Source organism: Sphingomonas sp. M1A8_2b (genome assembly GCF_053345535.1).
Map to the genome: position 1 here is coordinate 436,953 of NZ_JBKFAH010000003.1, position 21,714 is coordinate 458,666.

21 protein-coding genes are annotated in these 21,714 nt (G+C 61.4%); 11 read left to right on the plus strand and 10 right to left on the minus strand.

Features of this window, described 5'->3' with window-relative positions; all coding sequences use genetic code 11:
* Window positions 1-294: 294 nt before the first annotated feature.
* Complete coding sequence (locus ACLBWL_RS14410) at window positions 295-702, minus strand: response regulator (RefSeq protein WP_447794169.1); 408 nt, start codon at window positions 700-702, stop codon at window positions 295-297.
* Window positions 703-937: 235 nt separating this feature from the next.
* On the opposite strand from ACLBWL_RS14410, the gene ACLBWL_RS14415 reads away from it, so the two are divergent.
* Complete coding sequence (locus ACLBWL_RS14415; protein ID WP_447794171.1) at window positions 938-2,443, plus strand: PAS domain-containing protein; 1,506 nt, start codon at window positions 938-940, stop codon at window positions 2,441-2,443.
* A 591-nt stretch (window positions 2,444-3,034) separates the two neighbouring features.
* On the opposite strand, the gene ACLBWL_RS14420 is transcribed toward ACLBWL_RS14415, so the two are convergent.
* Genes ACLBWL_RS14420 through ACLBWL_RS14430 form a run of 3 tightly spaced genes read right to left on the minus strand, consistent with a single transcriptional unit; the run spans window position 3,035 to window position 4,441 of the window.
* Entirely contained in the window at window positions 3,035-3,499 is a 465-nt protein-coding gene (locus ACLBWL_RS14420) for a nuclear transport factor 2 family protein (protein WP_056025067.1), read from the minus strand.
* A gap of 13 nt (window positions 3,500-3,512) precedes the next feature.
* The gene (locus ACLBWL_RS14425; RefSeq protein WP_447794173.1) at window positions 3,513-3,923 is read right to left on the minus strand and encodes a VOC family protein; all 411 of its coding nucleotides are present in this window, start codon (window positions 3,921-3,923) and stop codon (window positions 3,513-3,515) included.
* Window positions 3,920-4,441: a pyridoxamine 5'-phosphate oxidase family protein gene (locus ACLBWL_RS14430; RefSeq protein ID WP_321163531.1), complete on the minus strand. Its 522-nt coding sequence runs from the start codon at window positions 4,439-4,441 to the stop codon at window positions 3,920-3,922. Before ACLBWL_RS14430 ends, ACLBWL_RS14425 begins: the two co-directional genes overlap by 4 nt.
* A gap of 163 nt (window positions 4,442-4,604) precedes the next feature.
* On the opposite strand from ACLBWL_RS14430, the gene ACLBWL_RS14435 reads away from it, so the two are divergent.
* The 3 genes from ACLBWL_RS14435 to ACLBWL_RS14445 all read left to right on the plus strand — a co-directional run bounded on the left by ACLBWL_RS14435 (window position 4,605) and on the right by ACLBWL_RS14445 (window position 7,713).
* Window positions 4,605-5,498, plus strand: a complete 894-nt coding sequence (locus ACLBWL_RS14435) for a LysR family transcriptional regulator (RefSeq protein WP_447794176.1) — start codon at window positions 4,605-4,607, stop codon at window positions 5,496-5,498.
* A 307-nt stretch (window positions 5,499-5,805) separates the two neighbouring features.
* Entirely contained in the window at window positions 5,806-6,894 is a 1,089-nt protein-coding gene (locus ACLBWL_RS14440) for an NAD(P)H-dependent flavin oxidoreductase (protein WP_447794178.1), read from the plus strand.
* A gap of 357 nt (window positions 6,895-7,251) precedes the next feature.
* A complete protein-coding gene (locus ACLBWL_RS14445; RefSeq protein ID WP_082441320.1) occupies window positions 7,252-7,713 on the plus strand; it encodes a VOC family protein in 462 nt (153 codons plus the stop codon).
* A gap of 154 nt (window positions 7,714-7,867) precedes the next feature.
* On the opposite strand, the gene ACLBWL_RS14450 is transcribed toward ACLBWL_RS14445, so the two are convergent.
* The gene (locus ACLBWL_RS14450) at window positions 7,868-8,485 is read right to left on the minus strand and encodes a tyrosine-type recombinase/integrase (RefSeq protein WP_093401111.1); all 618 of its coding nucleotides are present in this window, start codon (window positions 8,483-8,485) and stop codon (window positions 7,868-7,870) included.
* A 388-nt stretch (window positions 8,486-8,873) separates the two neighbouring features.
* On the opposite strand from ACLBWL_RS14450, the gene ACLBWL_RS14455 reads away from it, so the two are divergent.
* The 6 genes from ACLBWL_RS14455 to ACLBWL_RS14480 all read left to right on the plus strand — a co-directional run bounded on the left by ACLBWL_RS14455 (window position 8,874) and on the right by ACLBWL_RS14480 (window position 16,265).
* Entirely contained in the window at window positions 8,874-10,937 is a 2,064-nt protein-coding gene (locus ACLBWL_RS14455) for a putative bifunctional diguanylate cyclase/phosphodiesterase (RefSeq protein WP_447794418.1), read from the plus strand.
* A 323-nt stretch (window positions 10,938-11,260) separates the two neighbouring features.
* Window positions 11,261-12,475, plus strand: a complete 1,215-nt coding sequence (locus tag ACLBWL_RS14460) for a trypsin-like peptidase domain-containing protein (RefSeq protein ID WP_447794181.1) — start codon at window positions 11,261-11,263, stop codon at window positions 12,473-12,475.
* A 65-nt stretch (window positions 12,476-12,540) separates the two neighbouring features.
* The gene (locus tag ACLBWL_RS14465) at window positions 12,541-13,218 is read left to right on the plus strand and encodes a winged helix-turn-helix domain-containing protein (protein ID WP_447794183.1); all 678 of its coding nucleotides are present in this window, start codon (window positions 12,541-12,543) and stop codon (window positions 13,216-13,218) included.
* Window positions 13,219-13,220: 2 nt separating this feature from the next.
* Window positions 13,221-14,567: an ATP-binding protein gene (locus ACLBWL_RS14470; protein WP_447794185.1), complete on the plus strand. Its 1,347-nt coding sequence runs from the start codon at window positions 13,221-13,223 to the stop codon at window positions 14,565-14,567.
* A 133-nt stretch (window positions 14,568-14,700) separates the two neighbouring features.
* The gene (locus ACLBWL_RS14475; RefSeq protein WP_447794187.1) at window positions 14,701-15,414 is read left to right on the plus strand and encodes a bacteriorhodopsin; all 714 of its coding nucleotides are present in this window, start codon (window positions 14,701-14,703) and stop codon (window positions 15,412-15,414) included.
* Entirely contained in the window at window positions 15,411-16,265 is an 855-nt protein-coding gene (locus ACLBWL_RS14480; protein WP_447794189.1) for a Brp/Blh family beta-carotene 15,15'-dioxygenase, read from the plus strand. The genes ACLBWL_RS14475 and ACLBWL_RS14480 overlap by 4 nt, the downstream gene beginning before the upstream one ends.
* On the opposite strand, the gene ACLBWL_RS14485 is transcribed toward ACLBWL_RS14480, so the two are convergent.
* The 3 genes from ACLBWL_RS14485 to ACLBWL_RS14495 are packed head-to-tail and all read right to left on the minus strand — an operon-like array spanning window position 16,241 to window position 19,486.
* Window positions 16,241-17,485 carry a DUF2254 domain-containing protein gene (locus ACLBWL_RS14485; protein ID WP_447794191.1) on the minus strand — a complete coding sequence of 415 codons (1,245 nt, stop codon included), beginning with the start codon at window positions 17,483-17,485 and terminating at the stop codon, window positions 16,241-16,243. The genes ACLBWL_RS14480 and ACLBWL_RS14485 overlap by 25 nt on opposite strands.
* A 34-nt stretch (window positions 17,486-17,519) precedes the next feature.
* Window positions 17,520-18,533, minus strand: coding sequence for an AI-2E family transporter (locus ACLBWL_RS14490; protein WP_447794193.1), 1,014 nt, complete (start codon window positions 18,531-18,533; stop codon window positions 17,520-17,522).
* Window positions 18,530-19,486 (minus strand): YihY/virulence factor BrkB family protein, encoded by a 957-nt coding sequence (locus ACLBWL_RS14495; protein ID WP_447794420.1) that lies wholly within the window; start codon window positions 19,484-19,486, stop codon window positions 18,530-18,532. Before ACLBWL_RS14495 ends, ACLBWL_RS14490 begins: the two co-directional genes overlap by 4 nt.
* 182 nt (window positions 19,487-19,668) lie before the next feature.
* Between ACLBWL_RS14495 and ACLBWL_RS14500 the strand changes: the two genes are divergently transcribed.
* Window positions 19,669-20,139 (plus strand): nucleoside deaminase, encoded by a 471-nt coding sequence (locus ACLBWL_RS14500; protein WP_447794194.1) that lies wholly within the window; start codon window positions 19,669-19,671, stop codon window positions 20,137-20,139.
* Window positions 20,140-20,153: 14 nt separating this feature from the next.
* Here ACLBWL_RS14500 and ACLBWL_RS14505 read toward each other — a convergent pair whose 3' ends face one another.
* Window positions 20,154-21,035 carry a polysaccharide deacetylase family protein gene (locus ACLBWL_RS14505; protein WP_447794196.1) on the minus strand — a complete coding sequence of 294 codons (882 nt, stop codon included), beginning with the start codon at window positions 21,033-21,035 and terminating at the stop codon, window positions 20,154-20,156.
* 114 nt (window positions 21,036-21,149) lie between these two features.
* Entirely contained in the window at window positions 21,150-21,575 is a 426-nt protein-coding gene (locus ACLBWL_RS14510) for a PAS domain-containing protein (RefSeq protein ID WP_447794198.1), read from the minus strand.
* Window positions 21,576-21,714: the final 139 nt, after the last annotated feature.

Sequence of the window (21,714 nt, forward strand, 5' to 3'; positions counted from 1 at the left end):
GTTAAGCTAGCTTACGAGCAGTAGTAGAAATTGCAGTGAGCGTCGCGCATCCATACTATCGACGTCGCCGGGTTAAGACAGATACATTGTCTCTATGAGCTCTGATGACCCGCTGACGGCCCAAGATTTGAAGGACGAATTGGAAGTGTTACTACAGCTCGCGGACGACCTCGGCCTCACGGTCGTTGGTGCGTTGCTAGCTTCTGCAATAAACGTGATCCCGATTGTTCGACACTGATATCATTCCTTCGCATCTCGACCATTTCGCTTTTAACCAATAAGCTGTGTCGTTGATCAAACCGCCTTTTTAAGCGGCTCCGGTAATTTGTTGTCCGGGAGCATGTTCCGCAAATGCTCGTGTACCATGTGCTTGTTGAACGGCTTGGAGATGAACGTAGCCTTTTCGGGCATCTCGCCCGCTTTCGGTAGAACATGGCCGGATGCGATGACGATTTCGATCGCAGGCCAGCGTTCGGCGACATGCCGCGCCAACGCAAAACCGTTGGTATCGCCGGGCATGTCGACGTCAGAGAACAACAGTACGATGCTTTCCCAGCTGGTTGCTAAGACGCGCTTTGCCTCGTCGCCGTCCATGGCTTCGTAGAAGCGAAATCCGGCGTCTTCGAGGATGGCAGTCGTATCCATCATGATGAGCGGATCATCATCGACAACGAGAGCGTAGGGCACAGTTGAAAGGGTCATGGAGCCCTAACCCTCCCGCCATAAGCAGAGTTGCGGCGCGCGAGGATATTTGGTTGATTTTCTTAGAATGCGACTGCGGCATGGCCGCATTTGCGGGCCATGCCGGGTCTAGTTTGCAGGCTGTTAACCGAGTAGTTTTGTCACAATGGCCATCGTAGCCTACTGACACTAAAGAACTAAAAAAACATAGCGTCCAACGACATAAGGCCCGTTGAGCGTGTGAACGGAGTGACGTGTGCGAGATATCCAGGAAGAAGCGCGGATCGTCCGCGAACTGACGCGCGGCGATAGCGGATCTGACCCTTTTGCATCGGCCGTGCGGGCAACGCGCATGCCGATGATCATCACCGACCCCCGGTTGCCTGACAATCCCATCGTGTTTGTGAACGACGCCTTTGGGAAGCTGACCGGATATGCCCGCAGCGAGATCATGGGTCGCAACTGCCGGTTTCTGCAGGGACCGAACACGGACATGGCCGACGTCGGCCGCGTTCGAGACGCGATACGTGCACGGGAGTCGATCGAACTCGACCTGCTGAACTACAAGAAGGACGGCACGCACTTCTGGAACCGGTTGCTGGTTTCGCCCGTGTTTAACGATGACGGGGTGCTGCTCTATTTCTTTGCCTCGCAGTACGACGTCACTCTTGAGCGCGAACGCCTCGTCAATCTTCAACTCGATCGCGATGCCCTCGAAGCAGAGGTAGAACGCCGCATAGCCGAGCTCCAGGAGAGCGAACAGCGGCTTCAATTTGCCTTGGATGCGGGCCGTCTGGGATCCTGGAGCATCAATCTCGCTACGTACAGGCTGACGGCATCTGCCGAGTGCAAGAGGATATGCGGTCGTGCACCAACCGATCCTCTGACCCTCGACGAACTGCGAGGTTCGATCCATCCGGATGACCGGCAGATGCAGGTTGATGGCATAGAGCGCGCCGTGCGCGACCGATCGCTGCTGGACCTCGAGTACCGCTTGCGGACGCCGGCAGGCGAGGAGCGCTGGGTACAGATCCGGGGACAGGCGAGCTACCGCGCCGATGGCACACCGTTGGCAATCGTCGGTACGACACAGGACGTGACCGCACGGAGGCGCGCTGAGGAGCATCGGACCCTTCTGGCTAATGAGCTGAGCCATCGGGTAAAGAATACGCTCGCGTCCCTTCAGGCGATCGTCTCGCAAACGATGCGCCGGGCAACCTCTGTGGCGGAGGCCGGCACGACGCTGGAAGCACGGATACACGCGATGTCTGCCGCCAATGACTTGCTGATCAGTGGCAGGTTCGAGAGCACCTCCCTGCGGGCGCTCATTGAACGCACGCTTATTCCCTTCGGCGTGGAGGACGATCAACGGTTCAAGATTACCGGCGAAAACCTTCAGCTCCCGCCCCGCCTTGTTGTCGCATTCGCGCTTGCCCTCCATGAGCTTGCAACCAACGCGGCAAAATATGGCGCGCTATCGACCGCCGATGGCGTGATTGAGCTAAGCTGGAAGGTCATGGACGGCTGGCAGCCGCATGATCTCCACCTCACCTGGGTTGAGTCAGGGGGCCCACCGGTTACGCCCCCGACACGGACCAGCTTTGGCACACAGCTCATTCAGCGTGTTTTGGCACACGAAACCGGCGGAACGGCTAAAATCTCATACCTTCCTGGCGGCGTCGTGTTCGAAGCCGTCGCACCGTTGGTCGACAGCGCCGACAACGACAACGAGCAGCATAATAGAGCCGAAGAAAGGAACTAAGGGGCTGGCCTCTCACAAACCACTAAGCACAATGCTTTCAGCTCGGCGTGATAGCCCCTATCCGTTTTGCCACTGATGGGTGAACAACGGCCCGTTCCCACAGGGTAGCAGGGACGGACCGGCCACGGCCGGAGGACGACCGCGGCAGGGTATAAACGATACCCATCAGATTAGTTCCCGACGGTTTTTGCCGTTTTGCTTCGACTTCCCAACCCGGCCATTTCCAAAAACTCGATCCTCTTTGGGAAAGCCGACAGCTGCCCGATGTCTGCTATCGCCGCCCGCCTTCCCGAAAGCAGCCTGTCCGCTTTCCTCCCCATTCACGACATCCATGACGGTCGATCATGCGGCAAGCCATTCAGCGCGGAGATGAACGAATGTCTGGAGATGGGGAGCGGGGGAGGGGGCGCGAATGTCCGGGTTTGGGTCCTCCCAGCAACTGAGCGGTCGATGACAGCATTATTCAGCGTCAGCGGCTTCCTGACAGGTGCCGCCTTCCAGTTTTCTGTCGGCCTCTCAGTGTCGGGAACCCACCCACACTCTGGCCGACGGCGCATCAACCAAGACCGGTAGGAAAACAACGGCTTGAAGCTACAGCCCAAGTTCCTCCAGCCCCGGATGATCCTCGGGCCGTGGCCCGAGCGGCCAGTGGAACAGTCGCCCCTTTTCGGAAATCGGAACGTCGTTAATGCTCGCCATCCGGCGCGCCATCAGGCCATCGAGCGTGAATTTCCAATTCTCATTGCCGTAGGAGCGATGCCACGCGCCGGCATCGTCATGCCACTCATAGGCGAAGCGCACGGCAATTCGATCGCCGTCATGCGCCCACAGGCCCTTGATAAGCCGATACTCGTGCTCGCGACGCCACTTTGCGGTTAGGAAGGTGACGATAGAATCCCGCCCCCGAAGGAAATCAGACCGGTTTCGCCACTGGCTGTCCTCGGTATAGGCGAGCGCGACCCGCGCTGGATCGCGGCTGTTCCAGCCGTCCTCGGCGGCGCGGACCTTTAGCGACGCAGTCTCATGGGTGAAGGGAGGGAGGGGCAGTCGTGGCATCGAACGGATCCTTTCAGTCAAAGGGCGTGGCAAACTCCAGACGGATCCCGCCCGGAATGAGGATCAGGAAGTGGCGCGCCGTTGATCCGGGACGGATGGCGCCCGGCGCTGCGTCGACCACGACTTCTGGATGCGCCGTCACGGCGGCCCACGCCGCTGCCAGTGCAGCATCGTCGGCGACCGAGAGCGAGAGATGATGGAGACCGATATTGGCGCGCCGGTCAAAGGCGCGGGCCGTCACGGGGTCGGCCGCGCGCCACAAGGTCAGCAGGATTGTGCCGTCCGATACGAAGATAGCAGGATAGTCGGGCACGCCGCCTACTTCATCGAATCCGAGCGTGTCGCAGAAGAAGGCGCGTGCCTGATCGAGGTTGGGCATGGTTAGCCCGACATGGTGGACGCCGCGTGTGAGTTTGCTGGTCATGATGCTGCCCGTTCAAGTTGAGCGATGTGGGCTCGAAGCACCGCAATCTCGTCAATGAGCGGCTGGGAAGTGCGGCGCACTTCCGCCTCGGTGAAACGCGGCGTGATATGCTGCGGGCAGTTCCAGTCGAACCCGACGACATCGATCAGAAAGCCACGCTCCGGCTCGGCCGCGTAGCCGGACGGCATGAGCGCTGCGATGACGGCGGGGTCTTTGCTCACGTGGGCATGGCCGATGATCTTGAGGCGCCGGCGGTTCGGATAGTCCATTAAGAACAGCGCAACCCGGTCGTCGGCCGCAATATGCGCGACGGAGAGATATTGTCGGTTGCCGCGAAAGTCGGCGAACCCGAAACAATTGCCCCCGAGGTGTCGGACGAAGCCGGTTGCCCCGCCGCGATGCTGGACATAGGGCCAGCCATCTTCGGACGTGCTCGCCAGGTAAAAGCTGTCGCGGGCGGCGATGAACGCAAGTTCTTTGGCCGTAATCCGGTCGACCGTCTCCGCGCCGGCTTCCATGCGTGCGTAGGACGCTCGCGACCCCGCTGCTTCTTGCATCGCGCGAGCGCGTGGTCCGAAAAGGGTGTGGAGATATGCCTGCGCCATGGCCACGAGGATGGCGAGTTGCCCGCGATGTGATAATTCGCAATTACTGATACGGACTATTGCGATACGGGGAATAATGGACCGCTTCGAGAGCCTTTCCGTCTTTGTCGCGGTGGCAGAGCAGCGCGGCTTCGCGGCTGCGGCGCGCGTCCTCAATCTGTCGCCTCCTGCCGTGACCCGTGCGGTCGCGGCGCTGGAGCGGCATCTGGGCGTGACGCTGTTCCACCGCTCGACGCGAGCGGTGTCCCTGACGGACGACGGGGTAAGCCTGCTCGATCGGGCGCGGCGCATACTCGCGGACATTCGCGAGGCGGAGCAGATCGCCATGGGCGGTCGCTCGGTTCCCCGGGGGCAGCTCTACGTAACTGCGCCGGTCATATTCGGGCGGCTGCATGTGTTGCCGGTCATCAGCGCGCTGCTGGCCAGCCACACCGGCCTCAACGCGCGCATGATGCTGCTCGATCGTAATGTCCGCATCGTCGAGGAGGGTGTCGATGTGGCGGTGCGGATCGGGACGCTGGCGGACAGCACGCTGCGCACCGTGACGATCGGTTCGGTCCGTCAGACCATCGTGGCAAGCCCGGGCTATCTTGCCGAACATGGCTTGCCCATCGATCATGGCGACCTGGCCCAGCATCGGTGTATCATGGGTAGCGGTGTGCGCGCCGGCACCCGATGGTCGTTTGGCGCGCGCGGCGAGAGGCTGTTGGAAATCGTCCCCCGCCTGACCGTCAACGGCATCGATGCGATCCTCGCTGCTGCGGAAGCAGGCGTCGGCCTTGCCAATGTACTGAGTTACCAGTCGGCCGCGCATATCGCGAGCGGGCGACTCATTGAGGTTTTGGCCGATCATGCTCCGTCCGCCATGCCGGTAAGCCTGCTCTATGATCCCGGTCGAGCCGCTATGCCCGCGGTCAGGGTGTTCATCGACGCGATGCGGGAACAGGGGCGGCGGGGCGTGTGGTCCTGACCGGGACCGCCGGACAAGCTATTTCGCGGCGAAGGCTCGGCAGATTTCCATTTCAGCATTCCTCCCGGTGAAGGCTCAAACGCAGGCCGGCGGCGTTCCGGCGGCGTTCGCCCATTGATCGCGGCGTCGCCGGCGCCTGAACGAACTGCAAATGTGTGGATGGGCGAGAGCGGTTCGGCAATGTCGCTTTCTGGGTCGGAGCGGTTGAAGGGCAGACGATCCGCACCTAGCCCACCTGGCGCCATTCACTTAATGCGCTGGCGTAGTCATAAGCGGACAATTGTTCATAACCGGATCCGGCGTAGGTATGTCTCTCATCGATCGGTTTGAACTCTCGGTGCCCTTGATCCAGGCGCCGATGGCAGGCGTCGCCACACCTTCGCTGGCGGCAGCGGTATCCGAGGCGGGAGCCTTGGGATCGATCGGAGTAGGCGCGACCGACGCCGCCGGCGCACGGGCGATGATCGAGGAGGTGCGCAGCAGCACGACCCGCGCGTTCAACGTCAACGTCTTCGTCCACGCTGGCCCAAAGGCCGATCTGTCGCGGGAAGCGCAATGGCTGGATTGGCTTGCCCCGCTGTTCGCCGAGTACGGCGCACAACCCCCGACGGCACTCATGACCATCTACAAGAGCTTCGCAGATGATCCCGACATGGTGGCGGTACTGCTCGACCTCGCGCCGCCAGTGGTTAGCTTCCACTTCGGGTTGCCGTCCGCCGACGTGCTCTCGGCGTTGCGAGCGCGTGGTATCTATCTCATGGCGACCGCAACCAGCCTCAACGAAGCACACGCGATCGAGGCCGCCGGGATCGATGCGGTGGTCGCGCAAGGGATCGAGGCTGGCGGGCATCGGGGTGTCTTCGACCCCATCGCGCCTGACGACGCGCTCGGCGTATTCGCGCTGACCCGGCTCCTGGTGCGCAAGAACAACCTACCAATCATCGCTGCTGGCGGGATAATGGACGGCGCCGGCATCGCCGCGGCGCTCGACCTGGGCGCATCGGCAGCGCAACTGGGAACTGCCTTTGTCGCGTGCCCGGAGTCGGCCGCAGACGATGCATACCGGGCGGCCCTCACCGGTGCGGGCGCTTACCACACCGTCCTCACTTCGCTAATTTCTGGTCGACCCGCGCGTGCGCTGGCCAACCGGTTCACGGCTCTGAGTCTGTCGGTTGATGAACGCCGACCGCCTGATTATCCTATCGCCTATGATGCGGGAAAGGCCTTGCACGCGGCTGCCAAGGCGCAAGGCGAGCACGGTTTCGGAGCGCAATGGGCGGGGCAAGGTGCGCCGCTTTCTCGTGCCATGCCGGCAGCAGCCTTGGTCAGGGTGCTGCGAGAGGAATTTGAATTGCGACGGATTAGAGGCTCGGTTGAGCGTTGCGACGTTCCTTGATCGGACTGGCCGTTTCCCCACTAGAAGCCGTATAAGCAGACCTTTCAGCGTACTGAAAGCCTCAAATCATGATGAACCAGCGCCCGAAGTTAAGAAGCAAGGTAAGGGGCGCGGGCGTCCTTTTGTTGGTCTCCGCGGCCGCTGGTTGCCTGATCGCAGCATGATCACGCTCGTCTGCTCCCAAGGTCTTTCGCATCCTGGAACTCGCTGCTTTAAAAGGCTCAAAGCCTTTCCGTTTCTCCGTGTCCACCAGCCCATGTTGGGAAAGTGTATGCGGGAAAGGGTTTAGGGAAAGCGGTTTACGATGGTGAACGGTCGCGTGGTAAGCACGGGCGGCATACCAGTGAGAGGGCAGTAATGACGGACGCCACAAACGTAATTGCCGTGGACCACACAGGCTTCGCTGTGTCTTCTTTGGACGAAGCCGTTCGGTTCTGGACGGGAGCGCTCGGTTTCACACTTGAGCGGCAATCGGAGATGGGGGGCGACTTCCTGCATCAGGTGACAGGTGTCGATGATCCGAAAGTGAGAACGGCAATCGTCAAGGCACAAGACGGCTACGTGGTCGAACTGTTGGAATATTCAAACGGGCTCCAGAACGGGACGGTGCCCAGCGGCGCGGGATCGATCGGAGCGGCCCACCTGGCTCTGACCGTAAAGGACATTCATGTCGCCATTGCCCGTGTCGAGGCAGCAGGATGGAAGGCGAAAGGTAATCCGCTGCCGATCCCAGGTGGTCCACGGAAGGGAACGTTGGTGGCCTACGTTTCAGGCCCCGATCATATCACGATAGAGCTTATGCAGCCGACAGCCCGTTAATGGGCCGGCAAAAGCTTTGCCGCCTCATCATCCTTTGAAAGCTGGCGAGTCAGCGTGCAGGGCCGAGGCTCAGCACCTTCTCTGCTGCAATACTGAATGGATGGCAGAAGTTGGGGAGCCAGAAAGAGGCCGCGAATGACCGCAAGTGGGTCTCTCAGACCTCGGTGCGTTCGGCCAATTCCAAAGCGTCCTCCACGTCAACGCCCAAGTAGCGCACCGTGCTGTCGATCTTGGCATGGCCGAGAAGGATTTGAACGGCGCGAAGGTTGCCAGTCGCCTTGTAGATGATCGACGCTTTCGTGCGCCGTAGCGAGTGCGTCCCGTAATCCTGCGCCGGTAGGCCGATGCCGACCACCCACTCGCGCACGAGGCGGGCATATTGCCGCGTGCTCATGTGGTCCATGTAGTCGTTGCGGCTCGGGAAAACGAAGTCGTTCAGTGTCCCCCCACGTCGCTCCAACCATGCTCGCATCGTCTTTCGCGCCGTGTCCATTATCTCGAACTGAACCGGTCGTTTGGTTTTCTGCTGAACCACGACGGCGCGGTCACGGACGCGCCCGCCGGAAACTACATCGCCAATCCGCACCCTGACCACGTCACAGCCGCGGAGCTTGCTGTCGATGGCGAAGTCGAACAGCGCTCGGTCGCGCAGTCTCCTCTGCTGGTCGAGCCAGAAGCGAATGGCCCAGACCTGTTGCTGTTTCAGCGCCCGCTTCGCACCAATCAGCCGGCCTTCGTTCCAAGGCCGAAGTTCGTGAAAGGCGGGGTCCATTGACGAGTGACCCATCGATCATCTCCATCGGCCCAGATCGGTCGATCGAGTATACGCATGCGCAGTAAACCGCCGGTTTAGAAATGTGGTTGATCAGCCGTCGATGATGCTGAACGAGTTGTCGGTTTCGGGCGGCGCCTGGCGGCCTCTGTGCGGCCGGAAGTGGGTCCTCTCTCAACTCTGAGCTACGCTTGGTGGCCTATGGCTTTGCCAAGCTCGTCTGCCGATTTGTCCAGTGTTTCTCGCTCGAGAACCGCGTGGCAGCGAGCAGGGCTACGACCCCCTAACCATAAAGTAACGCTTTGGCGTCAAGCGGGGTTCGGGGGAATAGCCTGTGCGACTATCGATATCGGCGCGCGTATCCATAGCCTGCACATCTGTCATCGTGATGGCGCTAGCATTGCTGGCTATCGGCCTTTCGGTTGGCAACAAGATTCATCAGGCTGACCTCCGTATCACTTCCCTCAGCGACGCGTTGAGCCGCGAGGATCGGCTGGACCAAGCACAGCGCCGGTTACGCCAGGATGTTGGCCGCCTGACCCGGGATGCTGAACATGGGGTGAAGGTACCCGATGCACGCTGGAAGAACCTGCACGAGCGGATCGGGCGGTTCAAACTGGAATCGTCGCAAGGGGGCCAATCGCCTAATCGCGGATCGAAAGCTGCAGCGACTCCCATTCAGGAGGAGCAGAAGGCCGCAGCGGTATTTGCCACGGCCTCCGACCAGCTGATCGAAACGAGCCGGCTCCGACCCTCCGATATCAAAGCGACCATGCCACGGTTCCTGAGTGCGCTGACCTCCTTGGAAGTGAGCCGTAGTCAGGCGCGACAGGAACTGACCTCGGCGATTGCGAAGGCGGCGGACAAGAACCGCCGTGAGAGCCGTCGAGACATCATATCGGTGCTCCTCGGTGGGCTCGGCATCGTAGCCATCATATTTAGCCTGACGATCTGGCTTCGTCGAAGACTGGTTTTGCCCATCACGATCATGGCCGCGCGACTGCGCGATTTCCGGAGGGGTGAAAGTGACGGAGACGTACCCGGACGTGACCGAGCCGACGAGCTTGGAGATCTTGCGCGCGGTCTGCACGAATACCGTGAGGCTGTAGATAGCCGCCGGACCGCTGAGCACCGTGCCGAGTTCCTAGCCAACCATGACATGCTGACCGGGCTTGCGAACCGCCTTCTATTCGAGAACCGTCTTGCCCACGAACTCTCTCGCAGCGTGCGCACAGGTGACGTCGTAGCGGTGTTCGCCGTCGATCTGGACGCGTTCAAGGCGATCAACGATCGACTGGGCCATGCGGGCGGGGACCGGGTGCTCAAGCGCACCGCACAACTGCTGTCTTCGTGCGTCCGTGGCGATGATCTGGTCGCGCGTATCGGCGGTGACGAATTCGCTCTCATTCAGGTAGCGCGGTCACAACCCGCAGCCACGGAAGCACTGATCTCACGCATCTTCAAGATAGCCTCCGCACCATCGGACGAAGGCGTAGCGATCAAGATGAGCATCGGAGTAGCCCTTTCTGAACCTGGTCAGACCGGAGACGAACTGCACGAGCTTGCGGATCTTGCCTTGTATCGTGCCAAGGCCGACGGCAGGAACACGGCCCGCATTTACAACAAACATCTGAAGGAAGAGGAGAGCCGACGCGTGCGGCTCTCGAGGGACCTTGAGAATGCCATCTTTGCGAACGAGTTCCGTCTGGTGTTCCAACCGATCGCCGACGCCGTTTCATTGGAGATCGTCGCGTATGAGGCCTTACTCCGCTGGCAGCACCCCAGCCTGGGTGAGATACCGCCGGACATCTTCATACCCATCGCTGAGTCCAGCGGACTTATCGGCACTATCGGCTCATGGATGATCGATCACGCACTTCGTGCTGCGTCGACCTGGGATCCGAAGCTATCACTAGCGATGAACCTGTCGCCGACACAGTTTCGTTCCGTTGGCCTTGCTACCGAAATCTACGATGGGGCACTGCGGTGGCGGGTAGCGTTCGACCGATTGGAACTTGAAGTTACTGAAAGTGCGACGCTCCTTGGTTTCCAACGGGACAACGTCCTCGCGACCCTCGGAGAGCTGCGGAATTGGGGCGCCAAAGTCGTGATGGACGACTTTGGAACAGGGCACTCGTCACTCAGCAATCTCAAGGAATTTACGTTCGACAAAATCAAGATTGATCGGAGCTTCGTGGCTACCATGCACAACAATGCGTCGTCGTCATCGATCGTTAAGGCGACGATCGGGCTAGGCAAAAGTCTAGGCCTCATCATCGTTGCCGAAGGGGTTGAAACCCAAGAGCAGCTGTCTGTACTGCAGCAATGGGGTTGTGATCAGGTTCAGGGTTTCCTGATCGGGAAGCCATCCGACCTCCGCAATTTAACCGGGCTCCCGGAGCCTGAGGTGGAGCTCAGGATGGAGACTCCGATCGCAGCCGACAAAGTATAATGACGCATCACGCGCTCCTCAAATTTCGCTGCTCGCCGGTACTAGTGTAGCGATGATCCGGATTGGCGAATAGGTAATGCCTCTGGTGTCGGAGCCGGAGACTTCCCGCCGGTTGTAGACCCACAGCGTGGCGGGAGATTGGCCGTACAAAAGGGCTAACCTCGCGGCCGCTCATCCAAGCGGCGCCAGAGCTCAAGGGCGACGGCGTGGCACCGGGCAAGCAGGCTGCCCCGTAAGATTACACCGATGTAATGTTCGCAACAGGCGGCGCTCATCGTCCGGTTCCAAAAGGAGCATATGCTCACAGGACAAGGACAAAGACCGTGATACTCAACCGTCGACTGACCGTACGCCCGCTGATCGCTGCCGTCGCGCTGGGAACCACGGCACTCGTCGGCGTCGCAGGCGGGGCGATTGCCGCGGATGACGGTCGCACCAGCATCGCCGAGCGGTTCACGGCACCCGGGCCCGCAGCCGTCGCGTCGACAGGGGTGCATGCCTCGCTATCGGACATGGTCGAGGCTGTCGGACCGAGCGTCGTTCAAATCCAGGTCAAGCCCGCGTCTGCGCAGGAGCAGCAGTTCGAACCGACGCAGTTCGAATCGGATGATGGCGAACTGGCCGATCGACTAGGTCAGCTGTTCGGGTTCGGCATGCAGGATCGCGGTGGGCAGTCCGAGGCGCCACAACAGCAAGGTCCGCAGCGCGGATCGCTAGGCTCGGGGTTCATCGTCGATGCATCCGGGATCGTCATCACGAACAACCATGTCGTCAACGGCGCCGACCGCGTCACCGTCCAGATGTCGGACGGCCGCGAGTTCGCCGGTCGCGTCTTGGGGCGTGATCCCAAGATCGATGTTGCTGTGGTGAAGATCGAAGGGCAGGGTAAGTTCACCCCAATCAAATGGGGCGACAGCGACCATATCCGCGTTGGAGACAGCGTGTTTGCCGTTGGCAGTCCGTTCGGCCTTGGAAATACCGTGACATCAGGCATCGTATCGGCACGTGGGCGAGAAATCGGGGCGGGGCCTTATGACGATTTTCTGCAGGTCGATGCTGCGATCAACAGCGGCAACTCGGGTGGTCCGCTGTTCGATAGCGCGGGCCGGGTCGTCGGTGTGAACACCGCGATCTTCTCCCCGACTGGCGGCAACGTGGGCATCGGGTTTGCGATACCTGCCGCCATGGCGCGGAAGGTCGCGCTTCAGATTGCGCAAACCGGCCATGTGTCGCGTGGCAGGATCGGCGTCTCGTTGCAGGACCTGACACCAGAGATCGCCAGCGCGATGGGTTCGAACGCCACCAAGGGCGCGTTGATCGCTGAGGTCGAAGAGGGCGGGGCAGCCGCGCGGTCAGGCCTGCAACGCGGCGACGTCGTTCGGCGCTTCGGATCTAGGCCGGTCGATAACGGGCGCGACCTTGCCCGCGCCGTAGCAGAGGCTCGGATAGGTTCGATCGTTCCGACACAGGTGCTGCGTGACGGCCGCCAGGTTTCCCTGAACCTGCGCATCGCCGGCGAAGCGATAGGCCAGTCCTGAGCCCATGGAACCGGGGGGCGGTACACGCGTCCGCTCCCTGACACCTCGAATGGAACGGTCCGACCTTGAAGCTGCTTCTGATCGAAGACGACGCACAGACCGCAGAGTATGTCCGCCGCGGGCTGGTCGAGCTTGGCCACGTGTCCGATCACGCGGCCACCGGCGTCGACGGCCTCACCGCCGCAATCGTTGGAAAATACGACGCGATCATTCTCGACCGGAACCTGCCCGAGCTCGATGGACTGTCGGTGCTGAAGGCATTGCGTGCGAAAGGTGATCGGACGCCGGTATTGCTTCTATCGGCGCTCGGGCAGGTGGATGACAGGATCGCGGGCCTTCAGGCCGGTAGCGACGATTACCTGGCCAAGCCCTTCTCGTTTGGCGAACTCGTTGCGCGCCTGGAGGCGATAGTCCGTCGCCACAGCGACACCGACATGACGCAAGGTACCCGCCAGACGGGCTCGTTGACGCTCGACCTGCTCGGCCGCACGGCCATGCGCAACGGCAGGCGTATCGAACTGCTCAACAAGGAGTATCAGCTGCTCGACTATCTGACCCGCCATGCCGGGCAGGTGGTGACTCGCACGATGCTGATCGAGGCGATCTGGGATTACAATTTCGATCCGGGGACGAACGTCGTCGACGTCCATGTCAGCCGCCTGCGCGCCAAGATCGACGGTCCGGATGACGTTCCGATGATCAGAACCGTCCGCGGCTCGGGCTATCGACTGGATGCCGTCTGACGATGCGCCGGCCATCGACAGCCGCGCTGCGCGGTGCACTCTGGATCACGCTGATTGCGCTGATCGCGACCGGGATCGCCCTGAGCGTTCAATATGTCCAGACGGTACGTCTGCTCGACGCCCGCGCCCAGGCGGCGGTCGACGACGAGACGGCAGGGCTTATCGAACGGTATCAGAGCGAGGGGCCATTTGCCGTGGCGCAGGCTGTGTCGCGTGCAGTCGGGCGCCCACGCGTTACAGACTTCATCTATCTGATGACCGACGCTTCGGGCCAGCCGGTCGCGGGAAACCTGGCGAAATGGCCCAGCGAGATCGACCGTACCGGGTATCGTAGTTTCGATACGCAGGTCGCAACGACGCGGGGCACGGTGATCGAGCGACAGGTCGCCGCGCGTACGGTGCTTCTCGGCAACGACTATCGACTGCTCGTCGGCAGCCTGTCGGATGATCGCCGCCTGCTGCATGATCGCTATATTTCCGCACTAGCCTGGTCACTGACAGCCACGGGAGTGATCGGCCTCCTGTTCGGCTTCTGGTACAGCCGGCGCGGGCTCGCCTTTCTCGATGCGGCCAGCACCGCCGGCGATCGTTTCCAGGCGGGGCATCTGGACGAGCGCTTGCCCGTGACGGGGCGCGGTGATGAATATGACCGCCTTGCAGCGACGCTGAACCATAGTTTTGCGGAGATCGAACGCCTGGTGGATTCGCTGCGAACCGCGACCGACGCGCTTGCTCATGATCTGAAGACGCCGCTGACGCGGATCCGGTCTCGGCTCGAACTTGCGGCCCTTGGCGGGGATCAAAATGATGCGACGTCGGATATGCGCGGAGATCTCGATGCCTTGCTCCGGACGATCAACGACACGCTACGACTGGCTAGAGCAGAAACGACGATGGCCAGCGAGTTCGTTCCGGTCGATTTGACGGCGATCGTGATCGAGGCCGTGGAGTTGTTCGAACCCTTGGCAGACGATCATGGTCTGAACCTTGCGATCGAAACCACGCCGGTGACGGTAGGCGGCGTTCGTTCGCTGTTGGGGCAGATCGTCGCCAATCTGCTCGACAACGCGATCAAGTACACGCCGCCCGGCGGGGCGATCCGGGTGACGCTTTCGTGCGGGCCCGATGGGGTCACGCTCGTCGTGGCGGATACGGGACCGGGTATAACGGCCAACCAGCGCGAGCATGCCATGACGCGCTTCGCTCGGCTCGACACCAGCCGTCATTCCGAAGGCAGTGGCCTTGGTCTCAGCATCGCACGGGTCGCCGCCCGCGTTCATGGCGCCTCGCTGACGCTGAGTGACAATGCACCAGGGCTTCGTGCGGCTGTGCACTTTCCGAAGGCGTAAGCTTTTAGTCTGTCGTGACGTCGCCAAACATGACGTATTCATGAACTTATCGCGAGCTAGGACCCAAAACATGTAAGCGATGTTAGGGGCTTAAGGTCGGCGCCGGGTCGTCCTCATGATAGGGGGCTCCCTCGTGGATCAAACCGCTTTTCTGATCGGCTTCAGCTTGATGTCGGTCGCGTCGCTGGCGATATACGCGACGGGTAAGAAGACTCATCCGTCGGGTCATCATACACTCCTGCACGCCAGCGTTCCGTTCATCGCGGCAACCGCGTATCTCGCAATGGCCTTTGGGATCGGCACGCTGATTAACAGCGACGGCTCGGCGACCTATCTGGCACGCTACGTCGATTGGTCGGTAACGACGCCTATACTATTGTCCGGGCTGGTGCTGCTGGCGTTCCACGAGCACGGAAAAACGGGTGAAGTCGGCGGGTATCTGACATCGGTCATCGTCCTCGATGTCCTGATGATCGTCACGGGCCTGATATCGTCGCTTGCCGCCCCATCGCTGGCGAAATGGATCTGGTACGGATGGTCCTGCGTCGCGTTTCTCGGCGTGCTGTATCTACTCTGGGGTCCATTGCGGTCACAGGCCGTCAAACGCGGTGCGGCGTTGGGCACGGCCTATAGCAAGAACCTCATATTTCTGACGGTGATCTGGTTCCTCTATCCCATCGTCTTCCTGGTCGGGCCGGAAGGTCTAAAGCTGATCACTGATCCCGCATCGGTCTGGGCGTTCCTGTTAATGGATATCATCGCGAAGATCGTCTATGCGTTCTATGCGGCAGCCAACCTAGACAAGGCGTTGGCGCATCAGGGCGACGAACGCGGCTACCGGGCATGACAAGACGCGCCCCGGCCCTTGGCTGGGGCCTCGTTTTCGGGGCGGCTTTGATCGCATCATTCTGCTTGCTCACCGTGCAGCTTGCGTTCGCAGCCATCGCGGTCGGCATCGTCGGCATAGTGCACGGCGCCAGTGATCTCGAAATCATTGAGCACCAGCGACGCCCGACATTCCTGGCACTGTACGTCTCTGCGCTACTGGTCTGTCTCTGGTGGTGGATCGTCGATCCCGCGATCGCACTTCCCGCATTCCTGCTGGCATCCGCCGTCCATTTTGGCCTTGAGGATGCCCCGGCAAGCCGGCCGTTCGAGAGGATGGCCCGCGGCATAAGCCTCGTTGCCACCCCTGCGACCCTGCATGCGGCGAGCCTGACCCGCATTCTCGATTCTGCCGGCGTTCAAGCGTCAAGTCTGCCGACCATGGTCAGCAGTCTGGCGATTGCCGGTGGCATAGCCGCCGGCTGCCTCGCGATCATCGGCGTGGCGCGTCACGATCGACGTCTCCTGGTCGGAACGACGGCACTTCTGGTTCTACCCCCGCTCGTCGGGTTTTCAGTGGGGTTCCTCGTGCTGCACGCGGTGCCACAGACGAAAGAGCGTCGTGATCGCTTGCAGTGCGTCACGACCACCGCGTACCTTCGTACCACGGCCCCGGTCCTCGTCGCGGCCGTGACGCTGGTGGGGATCGTGGGCGGGTTGCTGCTGCGATGGGACCCTTCGGGCATGCGTTCGCTATTTGCCGGCATCGCGGCACTGGCAATGCCGCATCTGCTGGTGACCCCGTATTTCGAAAGGGCTGCCCGGCAATCGGAGACTATGCCCCAGCCTCAAGCACGCCAGAGCTTCCTGTAAGCCGTATCGAATGCCGTCAGGTCGTCAGGATCCGTGATGGTGGTCGTCACCCGCTTCGCGTGGCGGTGCGCCCAGCGTTCGATTGCGGCTCGTGCATCAGGCAGGTTCGCGTGCAGCGCCGCCAGCGTCGCTGTCAGCCGCAGCGATACCTCGACCTCTTGAACGCCTTCGCGCAGGATCGGCCCGAACGCGTCCGTCAGCATATCGTCCATTGTCGGTCTGCCGATGTGAACCGGATGGGTTTCGACCTTGTCATCGATGCGTGCTTCGCCCGGCCGAAGCGTCAGGAACACGCGAAGCAAGGCGTTGAGCACCTCGATCCCCGTGCCCGGATCGTTGGTTGCCGGCGCCAGCGCACGGCTCGCGATCTCGGACAATGCGATCAAGCCCAGCCGCGGGTCCTGATCGAACGAGCGATGTCGCTCGATCGTGAAGGTCTTGATCAGGGCGGACCGGATCGCGTCGTTCGCCTCCCCCTTGACCCGCAGAAGCGTCCGCGCGGGGTGCATCATCGCGCCGGGCAGGACGTTGACATAGATCGTCAGGCGGTGGCGGTCGGCGATGGTGCCGAGCGCGGCGACGTCGATATGCGTGATATAGCCGGTCTGTGGAGCACTCAGCGCCACGGCGTCGGCGGGGATGGCGACAGGAGCCCGCCCACCAAGATACGGATGCGCTGCAAATTCCTGCATGGCGTTGATCGCGGCCTCCTCGACGCGGTCGATCACGTCGGCCATTCGTCCGAAGGCGGTGATATGCCCGATCCAGCGCAACAACGTGCCGACCACCAGCAGGATGATCAGCACCGTCGCCGCGAATAGGATGATCCGGCCGTCATGGCCGTAGGCGCTGGTGTTCAGCCCGACGATACCCACCATCGAAAAGACGAAGGCGCCGAGGAATGTCGACAGCGCGTTCTGCGAGGTCGGGTCGCTGACCATCAACTGGGTCGCGCGCGGTGTCGCGAGCTGCGTCGCCGAGGAATAGGCGCTGACCATCGCGGTCAGGGAAAAGGTCGTGACCGCCAGCATGCTGGAGGCCATGATCTGGAGGATCGTACCGACCGATTGCTGCCCGATATCGGCGTCGAACGTGTAAGGTAGATGCGGCGTGACGAGCCCGGCGACGATCGCCAGCGCGACGCTGAGCAGACTGATGATCGCCGCGCGGAACCAGATCTGCCGGACGATCCGCTTCAGGATCCATGACCATTGCCTCATGTTGCGTTCCTCAAGCGGTCGTTGTCCCCGATCATCATGACGACAGCAGCTTGGCGATCCAGCGACTACGATCGAACTGGCCGCAGATCATCACGATGGCCGCGGTCAGCGGCACCGCGATCAGTGCTCCGGCGATGCCCCATACCCAGCTCCAGAACGTCATCGCGACGATGATCGCGAGCGGCGACAGCGACAGCTGCTTGCCCTGCAGGATCGGGTAGACGACGTTGCTGATCGTCATCTGTAGAACCACGAATCCTGCGAACACCAGCAACGGCATCTGCCATCCGCCGAACTGGATGAACGCGAAGAGCACGGGCGGGACGATGCCGACGATGTTGCCGATGACCGGGACGAAATTGAGCAGGAAGTTGAGGATGCCCCAGACCAGCACCAGCTCGAGCCCCGTCATCCACGACCACAGGGACGACGCGACGCCGGTCAGGATGCTGGTCGCAAGCGTGGTGCCGAGATAGCGGCGGATCTGGCCGGAAATCTTCTCGCCGACTTCGAGCATGTCACGTCGCGCACCGCCCTCGAACATCTCGTACAGCTTGCGCCGAAGCCGTGGCACTTCAGGCAGGCCGAGCATCACCACGATCCCGATGAAGCCGACATAGGTGACGAAGGCGTAGACGCCGCTCGCCAGCATCTGGACCATCATCGTGATCCGCTGCCGGTTGATCGTCCCGGCGATCGGCACGCCGCGATCCGCAGCCCAGGTGGCGAGGTGGTTGTAACCGCGTTCGAGACCTGCCCATTGCGACGCAACCGCGCCGATCACCTGGCCGACCGACAGGTACACCGCCGCGGCGAACGCTCCGAGGATCGTGACCAGCGACAGGAGGGTCAGCGTATAGGCGACCCAGGAGGGCATGAACCGCGCCAGCCAGCGCTTCAACGGCCAGAGCGCGGCGACGATGATCGCGGCAAAGGCGATCGGCATGATGACCGCAAAGCCGATGCGCAGCGCAGCGATCAGCAGGATCGCGGTGATGATGCCGAGCAGGCGGTTGCGATAGCGGTCCTGCACGGAGATGTCGGTCATTCCGCACGTTCCTTTATGTGTTCGCCGGCATGGCACATGGCTTCGGCATTGAGGCGCGCGCCCAGCAGAAGGGCCCAGGCCGACACCATCAGCCAGAGCATCAGCACCACGACCGCGGACAGCGAGCCATAGGTGTCGTCGAAGCGCGCGAACCGCGCGACATAGGCGCGAAACATCATCGTCGCGGTCAGCCAAAGGGCAACGCCGGCGATCGTGCCGGGCAGGGCGCTGCGCCACGCGATAGCCTCCGACGCCGGGGCATAGCGATACAGGATGATCAGGCCACCACCCGCGCCGAGCGTCAACGAACCGAACAGCGTGACCGCCGAAACCAGCCGGGCCCCCGGCAGTCCGTCGGGAACATAGCTCTGCAGGAACGTGAGGACCGACAGCGAGACGAGCGCCGTCAGCACTAGCGCGGCGCAGCCCAGCACTATGATCGTCGACACCAGCTGCCGACGCAGTCCCCGACGCTCGCGCTCGATGCGATAGGCAAGGTTGATCCCGTGGAGCAGCGACCGTCCCGCACGACGCGCGCTGAACAGAGCGATGCCAAGGGACACGATCAGTGTAACGATCCCACCACGACCGCTGGCAAGCCCGTGGTTCAGGTTAGCCGCCACCAAATGCTGCGCGCTGACCGGCAGGATGGCGACGATCTTGTCCATATTGTCAGCGACCGCGGTCGGCGGAACCACCATGCCGTAAACGCCCGCGACGACGCCGACGAGCGGTATCATCGCCAGGAATGCGGCAAAGGCGATTGAGCTCGCGGCAATGCCAAAATCGTCACGGAACGCGCTACGGACCGTCCGGGCCGATAACACAGCCCACAGCCCGATCCGACCAAGTGCTTGGGTAGACATCTTGAATCGCAGTAGACGAACACCGGCACGAAGGGATTTGCTACCCTTCAAGTCCGTAACCATCATGGGTCGGTATTTCCGGTCCATGGGCAAGCTGTGAAGCAGCGGCACGATAAGTCGGTCACGGTAAGCTCCAATTGCATCGGCATACCGTTCGAGATGGGGACAGAGTTCCCGCGCGTCGTACTGAGCCAGTCGCCGGATACAACTCGGACTTGGGTCGTCTCTATACAGCCCGCCGTTAACGGCCGTTTTCTCGAGGAAATTTCATGAACGACGTGGACATACGGCATCTGCAACGGTGCGTTAAGTTGGCGACAGAAGCGGTCGACGCGGGCGATCAACCGTTCGGCTCGATCCTTGTATCGCGGGACGGAACCGTATTGTTCGAGGACCGAAACCGGACAGGCGGTGGCGACGCCACGCGTCATCCCGAGTTCGCGATCGCCCGCTGGGCGGCCGACCATTTGTCGCCCGAGGAGCGGCAAGATGCCGTCGTCTACACGTCCGGCGAACATTGCGCGATGTGTGCTGCGGCGCATGGGCTCGTCGGGTTGGGCCGTATCGTCTACGCGACGTCCACGCCACAGCTCAGTAACTGGATGCAGGACCTGGGCAAGCCATCGCTCGGCATCTCTCTGCTGCGCATCACCGACGTGGTGCCGGATGCGGACGTGGCTGGCCCGGTGCCCGACTTTGCCGACGAGATCCGAGCACTCCACGCACGTGCCGTCAGCTAGTGTGATACAGGCGGTCAGACCGCGAGGCCATTCGCCTCGACATGGCCGGCGATGTCGCCGGCGGTCGTCCACCAGATACGGGGATCGTCCGCTTCCCGAAGCTCCGTCAGGACGCGGGCAAGTGCCGGAACGCGGTGTGCCTGCCCCATGATGAAGGGGTGGAGCGCCATGCCAAGGACGAGCGGCCGCCGGTCGCATTCGGACAACAGTTGTTCCACGCCTGCGCGTATCATTGCCGCAAACGTCTCTGCCTCTTGGTGGCGCTCGATGATCGCGGGGAGGTCGTTGATTTCCTGAGAGTAAGGAACGGAGAGAAGCCCGCCATATTTGGTCGAGAGTCGGGTGGGTTGATCGTCGTGCGCCCAATCGAGCACGTAGCGGTAGCCGTTCTTGGCAAGCAGATCCGGTGTGTTTTTGCTTTCTGAAATCCAAGGCCCCAACCAGCCAGACGGTCGTATACCGAGCGTCGCCAACCTCTCGGTAACGTCTGTAATCAAGCTATCCTCGCGCAGGCCGAACATGTTCCCCTGCGCCTTCGCATTGCTGCTGCCGTGAGCCGCAATCTCGTCGCCACGATCGCGGCATGCCTCTGCCAAGCCGGGGCAACGATCGAGCACGTCGGCGTTGAGCAGTGCGGTGGTCCGCAGCTTCAACCGATCAAAGAGATCGAAAAGCCGCCATGCTCCCACGCGATTGCCATAGTCGCGCCATGCGTAGTTCATCACGTCAGGTTCAGTCTGAGACGGCGCTAACTTTGGCCCCAAACCGCCACCGAAGTCGAAGACCTCATAATTTACGCCGACATAGATAGCGAGGCGACGTCCACCCGGCCAGTCGTAGTCCGGCCGGTTTGTGATGGGGCGGTATTCATATCGGGCATGATTCAGATTGCTCATGACGGCGCAACGCACGGACAAGCGAATGGCGTCACCGCGATCTCACGAAACGTCTATTTTCGGGCACCGATGCTCTCAAACTGGTAACTTTTAGGGCTCAGTTCCCCCGCAGGGTCAGGGCCGGATACCCTTCGCCTTACTGTCATGAATATCAATATTGACGCCGAACCATTTTATGATCTTTCCGTTCTCGTCGCGCAGCGGCACGGCATGAACGTGCATCCAGCGGTAGTTTCCGTCCTGTCCTTTAAGGCGGTATTCTGCGTCTACCGCTTGCTGATCCTGAACGGTATTACGCCATTGTGTAACCGTCGCTATCCGATCTTCAGGGTGGATTGCAGTCAGCCATCCATAGCCTTTCCAATCGTCGTAACTCTGACCGGTGTAAAACCGCCAACTAGGGCTGTCGATTTCAATTAAGCCGTCTGGCGCGCTTTCCCAGGTTGCCCTGACAAAGCCTTCGGCGAGAAGTCGAGCCCGCTTTTCTTCATCGAAAGGCGCATCGCTATCGAAGAAACCCCATGCCCGAGCATCGCCCATGTCAGGCCTCCTCAGGTGTTCGGCTATGCCGACTGTGTACACTGTTGGTCGGGCAAAAGAGAGGGTATTTGGAGGTGTCTAGTATTAACTCCCGTTCAATGCGCAACCTCATCCTCTCGGGGCCGTATACTTGCCAAGT

Excerpts from the sequence above, each read along its gene's own strand:
- ACLBWL_RS14410 (WP_447794169.1), bottom strand. The coding sequence starts at position 702 with ATGACCCTTTCAACTGTGCCCTACGCTCTCGTTGTCGATGATGATCCG.
- ACLBWL_RS14420 (WP_056025067.1), bottom strand. The coding sequence starts at position 3,499 with ATGCCACGACTGCCCCTCCCTCCCTTCACCCATGAGACTGCGTCGCTA.
- ACLBWL_RS14425 (WP_447794173.1), bottom strand. The coding sequence starts at position 3,923 with ATGACCAGCAAACTCACACGCGGCGTCCACCATGTCGGGCTAACCATG.
- ACLBWL_RS14430 (WP_321163531.1), bottom strand. The coding sequence starts at position 4,441 with ATGGAAGCCGGCGCGGAGACGGTCGACCGGATTACGGCCAAAGAACTT.
- ACLBWL_RS14435 (WP_447794176.1), top strand. The coding sequence starts at position 4,605 with ATGGACCGCTTCGAGAGCCTTTCCGTCTTTGTCGCGGTGGCAGAGCAG.
- ACLBWL_RS14440 (WP_447794178.1), top strand. The coding sequence starts at position 5,806 with ATGTCTCTCATCGATCGGTTTGAACTCTCGGTGCCCTTGATCCAGGCG.
- ACLBWL_RS14445 (WP_082441320.1), top strand. The coding sequence starts at position 7,252 with ATGACGGACGCCACAAACGTAATTGCCGTGGACCACACAGGCTTCGCT.
- ACLBWL_RS14450 (WP_093401111.1), bottom strand. The coding sequence starts at position 8,485 with ATGGACCCCGCCTTTCACGAACTTCGGCCTTGGAACGAAGGCCGGCTG.
- ACLBWL_RS14455 (WP_447794418.1), top strand. The coding sequence starts at position 8,874 with ATGGCGCTAGCATTGCTGGCTATCGGCCTTTCGGTTGGCAACAAGATT.
- ACLBWL_RS14470 (WP_447794185.1), top strand. The coding sequence starts at position 13,221 with ATGCGCCGGCCATCGACAGCCGCGCTGCGCGGTGCACTCTGGATCACG.
- ACLBWL_RS14480 (WP_447794189.1), top strand. The coding sequence starts at position 15,411 with ATGACAAGACGCGCCCCGGCCCTTGGCTGGGGCCTCGTTTTCGGGGCG.
- ACLBWL_RS14485 (WP_447794191.1), bottom strand. The coding sequence starts at position 17,485 with ATGAGGCAATGGTCATGGATCCTGAAGCGGATCGTCCGGCAGATCTGG.
- ACLBWL_RS14490 (WP_447794193.1), bottom strand. The coding sequence starts at position 18,533 with ATGACCGACATCTCCGTGCAGGACCGCTATCGCAACCGCCTGCTCGGC.
- ACLBWL_RS14495 (WP_447794420.1), bottom strand. The coding sequence starts at position 19,486 with ATGGACCGGAAATACCGACCCATGATGGTTACGGACTTGAAGGGTAGC.
- ACLBWL_RS14500 (WP_447794194.1), top strand. The coding sequence starts at position 19,669 with ATGAACGACGTGGACATACGGCATCTGCAACGGTGCGTTAAGTTGGCG.
- ACLBWL_RS14505 (WP_447794196.1), bottom strand. The coding sequence starts at position 21,035 with ATGAGCAATCTGAATCATGCCCGATATGAATACCGCCCCATCACAAAC.
- ACLBWL_RS14510 (WP_447794198.1), bottom strand. The coding sequence starts at position 21,575 with ATGGGCGATGCTCGGGCATGGGGTTTCTTCGATAGCGATGCGCCTTTC.